This is a genomic window from Kitasatospora sp. NPDC004289 (assembly GCF_053602875.1).
In genome coordinates this window covers 1-12960 of sequence record NZ_JBSGEL010000063.1, presented here as the reverse complement: position 1 = coordinate 12960, position 12960 = coordinate 1, and the positions used below count along the sequence as shown (strand labels likewise).

The 12960-nt window shown below is 72.9% G+C and carries 8 protein-coding genes; 6 read left to right on the top strand and 2 right to left on the bottom strand.

Going from position 1 to position 12960, the window contains the following annotated elements; translation table 11 throughout:
- The first annotated feature begins 1 nt into the window (after position 1).
- On the top strand, positions 2–745 hold the full coding sequence (locus tag ACWEPF_RS31225; RefSeq protein ID WP_452175191.1) for a hypothetical protein: 744 nt from the start codon (positions 2–4) through the stop codon (positions 743–745).
- 40 nt (positions 746–785) lie between these two features.
- On the opposite strand, the gene ACWEPF_RS31220 is transcribed toward ACWEPF_RS31225, so the two are convergent.
- On the bottom strand, positions 786–1436 hold the full coding sequence (locus ACWEPF_RS31220; RefSeq protein WP_452175190.1) for a DUF2306 domain-containing protein: 651 nt from the start codon (positions 1434–1436) through the stop codon (positions 786–788).
- 181 nt (positions 1437–1617) lie between these two features.
- On the opposite strand from ACWEPF_RS31220, the gene ACWEPF_RS31215 reads away from it, so the two are divergent.
- Both ACWEPF_RS31215 and ACWEPF_RS31210 read left to right on the top strand, forming a co-directional pair.
- Positions 1618–2730: a sensor histidine kinase gene (locus tag ACWEPF_RS31215; RefSeq protein WP_452175189.1), complete on the top strand. Its 1113-nt coding sequence runs from the start codon at positions 1618–1620 to the stop codon at positions 2728–2730.
- A gap of 68 nt (positions 2731–2798) precedes the next feature.
- A complete protein-coding gene (locus ACWEPF_RS31210; protein ID WP_452175204.1) occupies positions 2799–3455 on the top strand; it encodes a response regulator in 657 nt (218 codons plus the stop codon).
- On the opposite strand, the gene ACWEPF_RS31205 is transcribed toward ACWEPF_RS31210, so the two are convergent.
- On the bottom strand, positions 3428–3820 hold the full coding sequence (locus ACWEPF_RS31205; protein WP_452175188.1) for a hypothetical protein: 393 nt from the start codon (positions 3818–3820) through the stop codon (positions 3428–3430). The two genes, ACWEPF_RS31210 and ACWEPF_RS31205, sit on opposite strands and share 28 nt — an antisense overlap.
- 198 nt (positions 3821–4018) lie before the next feature.
- Between ACWEPF_RS31205 and ACWEPF_RS31200 the strand changes: the two genes are divergently transcribed.
- The 3 genes from ACWEPF_RS31200 to ACWEPF_RS31190 all read left to right on the top strand — a co-directional run.
- The gene (locus ACWEPF_RS31200) at positions 4019–5419 is read left to right on the top strand and encodes an amidase (protein ID WP_452175187.1); all 1401 of its coding nucleotides are present in this window, start codon (positions 4019–4021) and stop codon (positions 5417–5419) included.
- A gap of 122 nt (positions 5420–5541) precedes the next feature.
- On the top strand, positions 5542–7947 hold the full coding sequence (locus ACWEPF_RS31195) for an ATP-binding cassette domain-containing protein (RefSeq protein ID WP_452175186.1): 2406 nt from the start codon (positions 5542–5544) through the stop codon (positions 7945–7947).
- Between the two features lie 206 nt (positions 7948–8153).
- On the top strand, positions 8154–12960 hold a 4807-nt coding region (locus tag ACWEPF_RS31190), incomplete at its 3' end, for an MSCRAMM family protein (RefSeq protein WP_452175185.1).

The window sequence follows — 12960 nt, the reverse complement described above, 5'->3', positions numbered from 1 at the left end:
GGTGATCGGCACGAACAGCTTCGGCATCGACATCCGCACCTCCACCAGCACCGGGCCCCGCGGCCTCACCGTCGTCACCGCCGCGGTCCATCCGATCGTCGACGGGCGCGACATCATCGCCGAGGCCTTCGCCCCGGGCCCCGGCCACGAACCGGAGCGGCTGCTGAGCGCGGACCGGGGGCTGCGCGCGGGCGACGAGCCGCGTGAGGTGGAACTGGCGGAGGCCGAGTGCACCTGGGGCTGCTGCGGTGCGCTCTGCACCACCGTCGAACGCGTGGGGGACCACGTGCTGTGGCACGGCTGGCGCGACAGGAACGGGCCGGCCCCCGAGCTGCCCGACTTCCGTTTCGACGCCCGCCGGTACGACGCCGAGGTCGCCCGCGCCGAGCAGGACCACAGCTGGGAGTGGCCCGCCCGGACCACGGCCCGGCTCCTCGGCGAGCGGCTGCGCGCGGACGCCGCAGCGCTGGAGCGGTGGCGGTTCGGCTTGATCAGCGCCTCCTCGTGGCGGCCCGGCACGGTCGACGTCCTGCTCGGCCACCCCACCGCCCGTGCCTCGGGGAGTGCCCCGTGGCTGCAGTTCCGCAAGGAGCTCATCGTGACGGACGAGGACCCGGCGGTGCAGGCGGCGCGGTTCGCGCGGGAGTTGACGGAGCGCGATCCGCGCTCCTACGCCGAGCTCTGCGGCGGCTCGGCCGACTCCGCCCGCGCGCTCGGATTCCCTTGGCCACCACCCCGCGGGTGAGGCGCCCGGCCCGGTGCCGGCGGACGCCGCGCGGCCGGGCTCAACTCACCCGTGTGGAAGGCTTCCTGGCCAGGAAGGCCTCGGCGACGGCGAGGTTGATCAGCCAGCAGGTCCACCCGGCGGCGGCGTAGGCCTGGTCGAAGGGCGCGCCGAGCGCGTCGAAGAGCGGGAGCCAGACCCGGAGGGTGACGGCGGCCAGGATCAGGGCGTAGGAGCGGACGGCCCAGACCCGGTGGCGGTCGAAGCGGCGCTGACGGGCCGTACGGAGGGCTGCGGCGGAGGTGCCCAGGAGCAGCACGGCGAGGAGGCCGAACCCGATCGGGGCGATCGGCGGATAGAGGCCGTACGGGGCGAGGGCCAGACCGCCGAGGCCGGTGACCGCCGCGCTCAGCAGGTAGACCCGCCCGACGAAGCGGTGCACGGCGGGCCGCCGGGTTCTCAGCCGGGCCACGAACTGCCAGGGGCCGAGCAGCAGGGCCACCGTCCCGCCGCCGATGTGGCACAGCAGCGGGACGAGGTGGGCGAGGTAGGTGGCGCGCTGGTCCTCCAGGAAGGTCTCGGGGTCGAGGGTGAAGTAGCGCGCGGAGAGCAGGGCGACCGCCAGTCCGAGGAAGGCGAAGAGGGCGAGCGCGGTGCGGCGCGGGAGGAGGGAGGCGGGGCGGTCGGCCCGGTGGTGCGTGGCGTTGTCCATGGGGCGCAAGGTAGGCGCGGCGGCCCCGGCGGGGCGTCCCCCGCCGGGGGCTGCCGCCATGATCCTCCCCGGGGGTGGCCGGGCGGGTGCGGAGTACCCCCGAAGGGTGATGCGCCGGGGGTGCGGACGCCGATACGGTGCCGCGGACCGACCCCTGCGACCCGTCCGGGAACACCACCACATGACGCGACCGTCCCGCAGCCTCGTGCTCGACCTGCTCCTCGCCGCCGCCTTCCTCGCCGCCATGCTCGTCGAACGGGTTTCGGCGGCACCGGAGTTGGGCGACCGGATGCCGCTCGCCGTGCTGCTCAGCACCGTCCAGGCGGCCGCCGTCGCCGCCCGCCGCTCGACCCCGCTCAGCGCCTACCTGGCGGGCACGGCCGCGCTGTCGGCCGAGTCGCTCTGGGTGCTGACCTCGCCGGTCGCCCCGTACGCCAACATCGTGGTGCTGCACGCGCTCGGCCTGCACGGCACCCGGGCCCGGGCGTGGGCCGGGCCGTTCATCGCGCTGGCCGGGATGGCCGGGTACTTCACCGGCTCGGAGGGGGCCCGCACCTATCCGGCGATTCCGGCCGGGGTGCTCTTCCTCTGGCTGCTCGGCTGGGCGATCGGCTACGGCTCGGCTCGGCGCCTGGAGGAGCGGGAGGCGGCCAGGGCCAGGCTGCACCGGGAGGCGGTCAGCGGCGAACGGGCCCGGATGGCGCGGGAGTTGCACGACCTGGTCGGGCACACGGTGAACGTGATGCTGGTCCAGGCGGGTGCGGCCCGGCGGTTGCTGGAGCGCGAGCCGGAGCGCACCCGCACGGTGCTCACGGAGCTGGAGCAGACCGGCCGGGACGCCCTGGACGAGCTGGACCGGGTGCTGGCCGCGCTCCGGCACCAGCCGGAGCAGGATCCGGACGACCCGTCAGGGCGGCCGGGGCTGGCGGACCTGGGCCGGCTCACCGGGCGGATGGACCGGGCGGGGCTGACGGTCGGCCTGCGGCTGGATCCGGGCGAGGTCGCCCGGCTGCCGCGCAGCATCGACGTCTCGGCCTACCGGATCGTCCAGGAGGCGCTGACCAACACCGTCAAGCACGGCCGGGCCGCGACCGCCGACGTCTCCGTGCGGCGGCTCGGGGACCGCCTGGAGATCGAGGTCAGCGACGACGGCCGGGGACCGGCCGAGGGCTACGTGCCCGGGGGCGGCCTGATCGGGATCTCGGAGCGGGTCTCGATGCTGGGCGGCAGCGTGGAGCACGGGGGAGGTGACCGGGGCGGCTTCCGGCTGCACGCCGTCCTGCCGGTCCGGTGACGGCGGGTCAGGAGGCGCAGGGTCGGGAGGCGCAGGGTCGGGACGCGGAGAGTCCGGAGCGGCGGCGGATCCGGCTGGTCGTGGCCGAGGACGACGCGCTGCTGCGGGCCGGGATCGCCCTGGTGCTGGGCACCGACGAAGGCCTGGAGGTGGTCGGGCAGGCAGCCGACGGCCTGGCGGCGGTCCGGCTCTGCCAGGAGCTGCGGCCGGAGGTGGTGCTGATGGACGTGCGGATGCCGGGGATCGACGGGATCGAGGCCACCCGCCGGATCGTGGCCGGGCCGCATCCGGCCCGGGTGCTGGTGCTGACGGTGTTCCAGCACGACGAGTACGTCTGGGAGGCGCTGCGGGCGGGGGCAAGCGCTTTCCTGCTCAAGCGGGCCTCACCGGAGCGGCTGATCGAGGCCGTCCGCGCGGTCGCCGCCGGCGAGGCCCTGCTGGACCCGGCGGTGACCCGGGCGCTGGTGGACCGGATCGCCTCCGCCGCGCCCGGGCAAGCGCTTTCCCAGCCCGAGGACCCGCGCCTGTCCCGCCTCACCACCCGCGAACGCGAGGTGCTCCGGCTGGCCGCCGAGGGCTGCTCGAACCCGGAGATCGCCACCCGGCTGTTCCTCGCCGAATCCACCGTCAAGACCCACATGAAGCGGGTGCTGGCCAAGCTGGGCGCGCGCGACCGGGCCCAGGCCGTGGCCATCTCCTACCGCGGCGGGCTGATGTCCTCCTGATCCTCCGTCACCGGCTCGGACGCCCGGCCGCGCCGGGCCCTCACCGCCCGGACGGTCCGCGCCACCAGGTACCCGAGCAGCCAGGGCAGCGTGGTGACCAGACCGACGTAGACCCCGAGGTAGCCCTCCAGGAAGTCCTGCCGGCGACGCTCGTCGTCCCAGCGCTCCAGCGGGAAGGCCATCATCACGCCGACCACCGTGACCGGCAGCAGCGGCAGCAGCACCGAGGCCAGCCGGGCCCGCCGGCCCGGGTGCCGGGCGCAGGCCACCCCCATGGCCGTCATCACGAACGGACCGACCGGCAGCCAGAGCAGTGCCGGGTACAGGAAGAGCACCCACCAGTCGTCCGAGTACCCGAACATCATCAGCGGCCCCCTGGAGGTGATCGTCAGGACATCAACGCCACCATCGCCGCGTCGCGGACGAAGGGTCAACGCGATTTCCGACGCCCCGTCAGCAAGCGCTCTCCGCCGGGTCGCCCAGGCCTCTGGCCGCACCGCGACGCCGCCCGTACACTGCTGCCCTGCCCGGCCGTTACCGGGCAGTAGGTACGGAGGAGCGAGATGACCGACGGCCGGGTGCACGCGTTCGGCGACGACGCGCTGGGCGAGCAGGACGCGGTGGCCCTGGCGGCCGCCGTCCGCTCCGGAGCGGTGAGCCCGGCCGAGCTGGCCGCCGCCGCGGCCGGGCGCGCGGCGCGGGTCGAGGCGCTGCGCCCCGTCGCCTTCGCCCTGCACGACGCCCCGCGCTCCGCCCCCGGCGCGCCCGACGGCCCGCTGTACGGCGTGCCCACCTACCTCAAGGACAACGTCGACCTGCTCGGCGTGCCGACCGGCCACGGCAGCGCCGCCTTCCGGGCCCGCCCGGCCCGGCGCAGCGCGCCGTTCACCGAGCTGTTCATGACCAGCGGGGTGACGGTGCTGGGCAAGACCCGGCTGCCGGAGTTCGGGCTGAACGCGACCACCGAGTACGCCGCCGCCGAGCCGGTCCGCAACCCCTGGGACCCCTCGCGCTCCGCCGGCGCCTCCTCCGGCGGTTCGGCCGTGCTGGTGGCCTCCGGCGTGGTGCCGATCGCGCACGCCAACGACGGCGGCGGCTCGATCCGGATCCCGGCGGCGGCCTGCGGCCTGGTCGGCCTCAAGCCCACCCGCGGCCGGCTGGTCCCCAACGAGCAGGGCCGCCAACTCCCGCTGGACATCGTCACCGACGGCGTGGTCACCCGCTCCGTCCGCGACACGGCCGCCTTCTACGCCGCCGCCGAGCAGCAGCACCGCAACCCCGCCCTGCCGCCGATCGGCCTGGTCGAGGGCCCGGGCAGCCGCAAGCTGCGGATCGGCCTGGTGGTGGACTCGCCCATCGCGGTCAGCGACGACCGGACCCGCCGCGCGGTGGAGGAGACCGCCGCCCGGCTGGAGGCGATGGGCCATCAGGTCACCCCCGCCAGCCTGCCCTTCGGCACCGACTTCTCCCGCGACTTCCTCCTCTACTGGGGCTTCATCGCCTTCGTGATCGCCTCCACCGGCCGCCTGGTGGTGGACCGCAGCTTCCGCTCCCGCGACCTCGACCCGCTCACCACCGGCCTGCGGCGCAGCTTCCTGCGCGAGTACCGCCGGGGCCCGGGCGTGCTGCGCCGCCTGCGGCAGGCCGAGCGCACCTACGCCGGCATCTTCCGCGACCACGACGCGATCCTCTCCCCCACCCTGGCCCACACCACCCCGCCGCTCGGCCACCTCAGCCCCACCGTGGAGTTCGAGGAGCTGACGGAGCGTCTGCTGCGCTACGTGGCCTTCACCCCGGTCAACAACGTCACCGGCGGCCCGGCGATCACCCTCCCCACCGGCGCCGCCCCCGACGGCCTGCCGATCGGCGTCCACCTCTCCGCCGCCCACGGCCAGGAGCGCCTGCTCCTCGAACTCGCCTTCGCCCTGGAGGCCGACCGCCCCTGGCGCCGCATCCAGGACTGACGGGCCGCGCCCTCCGCGCACCCGACCGTCCCCCGTCGGTCCGAACTGGCAAGATCGGGCGAGCGAGGAAGAACGGTTGGGAGCGCGGAGGGGCGGTCCCGTCACACGGATGGAGACAGAGCATGGCCAGCAAGGCCGCGAAGCAGCCGCCCGCGTCGCACGTCGCCGACAGTCACGACCTGATCCGGGTCCACGGCGCGCGCGAGAACAACCTCAAGAACGTCAGCGTGGAGATCCCCAAGCGCCGCCTCACGGTGTTCACCGGCGTGTCCGGCTCCGGGAAGAGCTCGCTGGTCTTCGACACCATCGCCGCGGACTCGCAGCGGATGATCAACGAGACCTACAGCGCCTTCCTCCAGGGCTTCATGCCCAACCTGGCCCGCCCCGACGTGGACGTGCTGGAGGGCCTGACCACGGCGATCATCGTGGACCAGCAGCGGATGGGCTCCGACCCGCGCTCCACCGTCGGCACCGCCACCGACGCCAACGCGATGCTGCGGATCCTGTTCAGCCGCCTGGGCAAGCCGCACATCGGCTCGCCGCAGGCCTTCTCCTTCAACGTCGCCTCGATCAGCGGCGCGGGCGCGGTGACGGTCGAGAAGGCCGGGAAGACCGTCAAGGAGCGGCGCAGCTTCAGCATCACCGGCGGCATGTGCCCCCACTGCGAGGGCCGGGGCTCCGTCAGCGACCTGGACCTGGCCGAGCTGTTCGACGACTCCAAGTCGATCTCCGAGGGCGCCATCACCATCCCCGGCTACAAGGCGGACAACGTCTGGACGGTCGGCATCTTCGCCAACTCCGGCTTCCTGGACCCGGACAAGCCGATCCGGGAGTTCAGCAAGAAAGAGATGCAGGACTTCCTCTACCGCGAGCCGACCAAGGTCAAGGTCAACGGGGTGAACCTCACCTACGAGGGCCTGATCCCCAAGCTCCGCAAGTCCTTCCTCTCCAAGGACCCGGAGGCGATGCAGCCGCACATCCGGGCCTTCGTGGACCGCGCGGTCACCTTCACCTCCTGCCCGGAGTGCGGCGGCACCCGGCTGAGCGAGGCGGCCCGCTCCTCGAAGATCGGCAAGGTGAGCATCGCCGACGCCTGCGCCATGCAGATCAGCGACCTGGCCGGCTGGGTGCGCGGGCTGAAGGAGCCCTCGGTGGCCCCGCTGCTGGACTCGCTCGGCCACACCCTCGATTCCTTCGTGGAGATCGGCCTCGGCTACCTCTCGCTGGACCGGCCGGCCGGGACGCTCTCCGGCGGCGAGGCCCAGCGGGTCAAGATGATCCGTCACCTCGGCTCCTCCCTCACCGACGTGACCTACGTCTTCGACGAGCCCACCACCGGCCTGCACCCGCACGACATCCAGCGGATGAACGAGCTGCTGCTGCGCCTGCGGGACAAGGGCAACACGGTGCTGGTGGTGGAGCACAAGCCGGAGGTCATCGCGATCGCCGACCACGTGGTCGACCTCGGTCCGGGGGCCGGGACGGCGGGCGGCACGGTCTGCTTCGAGGGCAGCGTCGAGGGGCTGCGCGAGGGCGGCACGGTGACGGGCCGTCACCTGGACGACCGGGCCTCGCTCAAGGCCGAGGTGCGCAAGTACTCCGAGGTGCTGGAGGTCCGCGGCGCGAGCACCCACAACCTGCGGAACGTGGACGTGGACGTCCCGCTCGGGGTGCTGGTGGTGATGACGGGGGTGGCCGGCTCGGGCAAGAGCTCGCTGGTGCACGGGTCGCTGGTCCGCAGCCGGGCCGCCGCCGAGGCGGGCGTGGTGGTCGTGGACCAGACCCCGATCAAGGGCTCCCGGCGGAGCAACCCGGCCACCTACACCGGGCTGCTCGACCCGATCCGCAAGGCCTTCGCCAAGGAGAACGGGGTGAAGCCGGCCCTGTTCAGCGCCAACTCCGAGGGCGCCTGCCCGACCTGCAACGGCGCCGGGGTGATCTACACCGACCTGGCGATGATGGCCGGGGTGGCGACCACCTGCGAGCAGTGCGAGGGCAAGCGCTTCGACGCCTCGGTGCTGGACTACCACCTCGGGGGCAAGGACATCAGCGAGGTGCTGGCGATGTCGGTGACGGAGGCCGAGGAGTTCTTCGGCCCCGCCGGGGCCGGCGCCACTCCGGCCGCGCACCGGGTCCTGGACCGGCTGGCGGACGTCGGCCTCGGCTACCTGACGCTCGGTCAGCCGCTCACCACCCTCTCCGGCGGCGAGCGCCAGCGGCTCAAGCTGGCCACCCACATGGGCGAGAAGGGCGGGCTCTACGTGCTGGACGAGCCGACCACCGGCCTGCACCTGGCCGATGTGCAGCAGCTGCTCGGGCTGCTGGACCGGCTGGTGGACTCCGGCAAGTCGGTGATCGTGGTGGAGCACCACCAGGCCGTGATGGCCCACGCCGACTGGATCGTCGACCTCGGTCCGGGCGCCGGCCACGACGGCGGCACGGTGGTCTTCGAGGGCACCCCGGCCGAACTGGTCGCCGCCCGCTCCACCCTGACGGGCGAGCACCTGGCGGCGTACGTCGGCGCCTGAGCGCTCGGCCGCCCGGCGTACCGCGACCGGAAGGACAAGTAGCACTACTGCTGACCGAAAGGATGAACTCCGACACGACGCGCTGACCGGCGCGTCGTGTCTCGGCACACCGGCGCACGCACCGGCGCACAGTCCTGGGAACTGTTCCTCCAGGAAAGGGCGCTGGTGCTCCGGTGTTCCACAGACGACTGACACGCCTCGCACACGTGCGGAGAGAACCTCCGTCACCAGGACGGAAGAAGGCCCTGGCCGCCGCCACCGTCCTGGCGGTCTGCGGGAGTTACCTGGGCCTCGTCCCCGGCGGCGCGAACGCCGACGCCGGGGACGGTTCGGTGACCGTCCGGGTGGTCCGCGAGGTCAACGGCAACGGCCTGTGGGACGGGACGGCGCTGGAGCCCGGGATGTCCGGGGTGACGGTCAACCTGACCGACGACGCCGGCACCACCGTCACCGGCACCACCACCGCCAACGGCACCCTGACGCTCAGTCCGGCGGGCAGCGCGCTGGTCGGCGGCAAGTACCGGGTGCAGGTCGTCAACCCCAAGCCGGGCGTCCTGTACTCGGCCTTCGCCGACCGCCGGGGGCTCAGCGCCGCGCCGGGCGACCTGAGCAGCACCGAGGAGTTCGTCGACCTCTCGGCCGGGAAGAACGTCTCGTTCACCACGGCGTTCTGGAACCCGGGCGACTACTGCCAGAAGAACGCCACCCTGATGACGGCGTGCATCCGCAACAACGTCTCGGGCGACTCCGGCACCCGGACCTTGGTGAAGTTCCCGTACAACGCGCGCGGCACCAACAACCAGACCACCGACGTCTCGGACAAGGCGACCACCGGCTCGCTCTACGGCATCGGGTACAGCAAGCAGAAGAAGTGGGTCTTCTCCGGTGCCCACGCGCACCGCGGCGCGGCCTACGGCCCGCTCGGCCAGGGCGGGATCTACCTGACCGACATGGCCACCAACACCACCACGCAGTTCACCACCGTGCCGAACGCGGGCAGCGCGACCCACGACTTCACCACCGACATGGACCTGGCCTTCGCCCCCTCGGTGGCGAAGGAGTCGCTGGGTGACGTCGAGGTCTCCGAGGACGGCAACGACCTCTACGTGGTCAACCTGGCGGACCGTCAGCTCTACCGCTACGACGCGACCAAGAAGACTGCGGCCGCCCCCTCGGCGGTCTACCCGATCCCGGGCCCGGACACCCCCTGCCCGGCGGCCGGCGACTGGCGGCCGTACGGCATCGGGATCCAGGACGGCGTGGTCTACCTGGGCGGCGTCTGCTCCGGCGAGTCCACCCGGTCCAAGGCGGACCTGCGGGCGATCGTGCGAACCTTCGACCCGGTCGCGGGCACCTTCGGATCGGTCGTGATGGACCAGCCGCTGAACTACCCGCGCCCGATCACCTACACCGTCGCGCCCTGCAACGGCGACGGCTGGTACCCCTGGTCGGACACCATCCCGCTCACCCAGGACGGGACCACCTGCGGCAACACCTACTCCTCCAATCCCGAGCCGATGCTCGCCGACATCATCGTCGACACCGACGGCTCGCTGATCCTCGGCTTCCGGGACCGCTACGGCGACCAGATCGGCCAGGGCATGCGGGCGGTGGCCGGCGGTGGTCTGATCACCCCCTCCGCGGGCGGCGCGCTGAGCCGTGCCTGCCCGAACTCCGGCGGGATGTTCGTGATGGCCGAGAACCGCGGCTGCGGCAGCACCACCTCGGGAGGGCAGGGCTACTACAACCAGCAGCGCACCGCCTTCCACTTCAACGCCCTGTACGCGGGCGTCGCGCTCTCCAAGGTCGAGACCTCGATCGCGAGTTCGGCCCTCGACCCGGACGACGTGACCACCTTCACCGGCGGCACCGCCTTCACCAACCGGGACGGCACCCGGGCGAGCGGCATGGGCAACCAGCTGACCTCCGGCTTCGGCAAGGGCGGCTCGATGGCCGACCTGGAGGTGCTCTGCGACGAGGCGCCGCTGCAGATCGGCAACCGGGTCTGGTACGACGTCGACAGGGACGGCATCCAGGACCCGGGCGAAAAGCCGGTGCCCGGCGCCACCGTCCGGCTGTACGACTCCACCGGCACCGTGGTCGGCACCATGAGGACCACCGCCCGCGGTGAGTACTACTTCGACGACTCCAACGTCACCGGCGGCCTCAAGCCGCGGACGCAGTACACCATCAAGGTCGACCTGGCGGCCGACTACGAGCCGGGCGGCCCGCTGTACCAGTGGGTGGTCACCCAGGCCGACGCCGGCACCAACGACTTCATCGACAGCGACGGCAAGGTCCCGCCCGGCGGCCGGTTCCCCGAGTACGCCGTCACAACCGGCGGCCCGGGCCAGAACAACCACACCTACGACTTCGGCTACTACCAGCCGGACGGCCAGGTGAGCGTCACCAAGGCCGACCCGACCGGGAAGGTGCTGCCGGGCGCCGTCTTCCAGCTCTGGAAGGACACCAACGGCACCACCGGCCTCCAGACCACGGGCGGCACCCCCGACACTGCCGTCGGCTCCCCCTGCACCACGGACGCCAACGGCCTCTGCTCGGCCACCGTACCGCTGGGCACCTACTACTGGCAGGAGACCAAGGCCCCCGACGGCTACCACCTGCCCGCCAACCCCGTCTTCGGGCCCCTGCTGCTGGATCTGACGAACTACCAGGCCGGGGTCACCGTCACCGCCACCGACCAGCCGATCACCGGCGCGGTCACCGTGACCAAGACCGACCCGAGCGGCCAGGTGCTGGCGGGCGCGGTCTTCCAGCTCTGGCAGGAGAGCAACGGCACCGACGGCCTGCAGGCCGACGACACCGCCGTGGGCACCCCCTGCACCACGCCCGCGAGCGGCGTCTGCACCGCCACCGTGGTACTCGGCACCTACTACTGGCAGGAGACGGCCGCCCCGACCGGCTACCTGCTGCCCAGCCCCGCGGTCTTCGGCCCGCTGGTGCTGACGGCGTCCACCTACCAGGCGGGCGTGAGCACCACGGCCGTGGACCAGCCGATGCGCGGCAACGTCAGCGTCACCAAGACCGACCCGCAGAACCGGCCGCTGGCCGGGGCGGTGTTCCAGCTCTGGCAGGACACCAACGGAACGGCCGGACGCCAGGCGGACGACACCAAGGTCGGCGACCCGTGCACCACCGGCGCCGACGGCGTCTGCACGGCCAACGTCCTGCTGGGTACCTACTACTGGCAGGAGACCACCGCCCCGGCGGGCTACCACCTGCCGGACCCGGCGGACTTCGGCCCGCTGGTGCTCACCGTCGCCAACGCCCAGGCGGGCGTGACCACCACGGCCGTGGACACCCTCATCACCGGCGCCGTGAAGGTGCTCAAGACCGACCCGCAGGACGAGCCGATCGCCGGAGCCGTCTTCCAGCTCTGGCAGGACACCAACGGAACGGCCGGACGCCAGGACGACGACACGAGGATCGGCACCCCCTGCACCACCGGCGCCGACGGGGTCTGCACCGCGACGGTCCCGCTGGGCACCTACTACTGGCAGGAGACGGCGTCCCCCAAGGGCTTCCTGCTGCCGGACCCGGCGGACTTCGGCCCGCTCGTGCTCACCGCCGCCAACTACCGGCAGGGCGTGAGCACCACGGCCGTCGACCACCCGGGCCCCGGCGCGCTGACCATCACCAAGACCGACCCCGACGGCCGGACGCTGGCCGGCGCCGTCTTCCAGCTCTGGCGCGAGACCAACGGCACGGACGGCCTCCAGCAGGACGCCGACACCAAGGTCGGCGACCCGTGCACCACCCCGGCGCACGGCGTCTGTACGGTCCTGGTGCCCGTCGGCACCTACTACTGGCAGGAGGTCTCGGCCCCGCCCGGGTACCTGCTGCCCGACCCGCCGGTCTTCGGTCCGCTGGTGCTCACCCAGCGGAACCACGAGAACGGCCTCACCACCACCGCCGTCGACCGGCCGATGCTCGGCAAGCTGACGGTCCTCAAGACCGACCCCAAGGGCAAGACCCTGGCGGGCGCGGTGTTCCAGCTCTGGAAGGACACCAACGGCACGGCCGGGCGCCAGGACGACGACACCAAGGTCGGCGGCCCCTGCACCACCGGCGCCGACGGCGTCTGCACCTCCACCCAGCCGCTCGGCACCTACTACTGGCAGGAGACCCAGGCCCCGCGAGGCCACCAGCTGCCCACCCCGGCCGACTTCGGCCCGCTCGTGCTGACCGCCGACACCTACCAGGCGGGCGCCACCGTCACCGCCGTGAACCAGCCCGCCCCCGGCAAGGTCTCGGTCACCAAGACCGAGCCCGGCGGCGCACCGCTGGCCGACGCGGTCTTCCAGCTCTGGCGGGAGACCAACGGCGTCGACGGCCTCCAGCAGGACGCCGACACCAAGGTCGGCACCCCCTGCACCACCCCGGGCTCGGGCGTCTGCTCCGCGACCGTGGAGTGGGGCACCTACTACTGGCAGGAGACGGCCGCCCCGGACGGCTACCTGCTCGCCGACCAGCCGGTCCTCGGCCCGCTGGTGCTGACCATCGACAACCACACGGCCGGAGTCTCCACCACGGCCGTCAACCAGCCCAAGCCCGGCCACCTGTACGTCCTCAAGCGGGACGCGAACACCCACGCCCCGCTGGCGGGCGCGGTGTTCCAGCTCTGGAAGGAGACCAACGGAACCGACGGGCTCCAGCAGGACGGTGACACCAGGTCAGGGGACGCCTGCACCACCGGCGCCGACGGCCTCTGCCACTTCGGGCCCGTCCCGGCCGGCCGGTACCACCTCCAGGAGGTGTCCGCGCCGCAGGGTTACCGGCTGCCGAAGGACCCGGTGACCTCGGCCACCGTCACCCTCACCGGCCCGGACTCCTCGGCCACCCTGACCGTCGACAACCAGCCGGTGCCGAAGACCCCGCCGCTGCCGAAGACCGGCTCCGCGCAGACTGGGGGATCTCCTTTGAAATCAGGGCAGTTGGGGCGGATGGCCGCCTCTCTCGTCGGACTGGTACTGCTCGCCGCCACGGCTCCGG

Coding starts and splice junctions, on each gene's coding strand:
- ACWEPF_RS31195 (WP_452175186.1), top strand. CDS start 5,542: ATGGCCAGCAAGGCCGCGAAGCAGCCGCCCGCGTCGCACGTCGCCGAC.
- ACWEPF_RS31220 (WP_452175190.1), bottom strand. CDS start 1,436: ATGGACAACGCCACGCACCACCGGGCCGACCGCCCCGCCTCCCTCCTC.
- ACWEPF_RS31215 (WP_452175189.1), top strand. CDS start 1,618: ATGACGCGACCGTCCCGCAGCCTCGTGCTCGACCTGCTCCTCGCCGCC.
- ACWEPF_RS31205 (WP_452175188.1), bottom strand. CDS start 3,820: ATGATGTTCGGGTACTCGGACGACTGGTGGGTGCTCTTCCTGTACCCG.
- ACWEPF_RS31200 (WP_452175187.1), top strand. CDS start 4,019: ATGACCGACGGCCGGGTGCACGCGTTCGGCGACGACGCGCTGGGCGAG.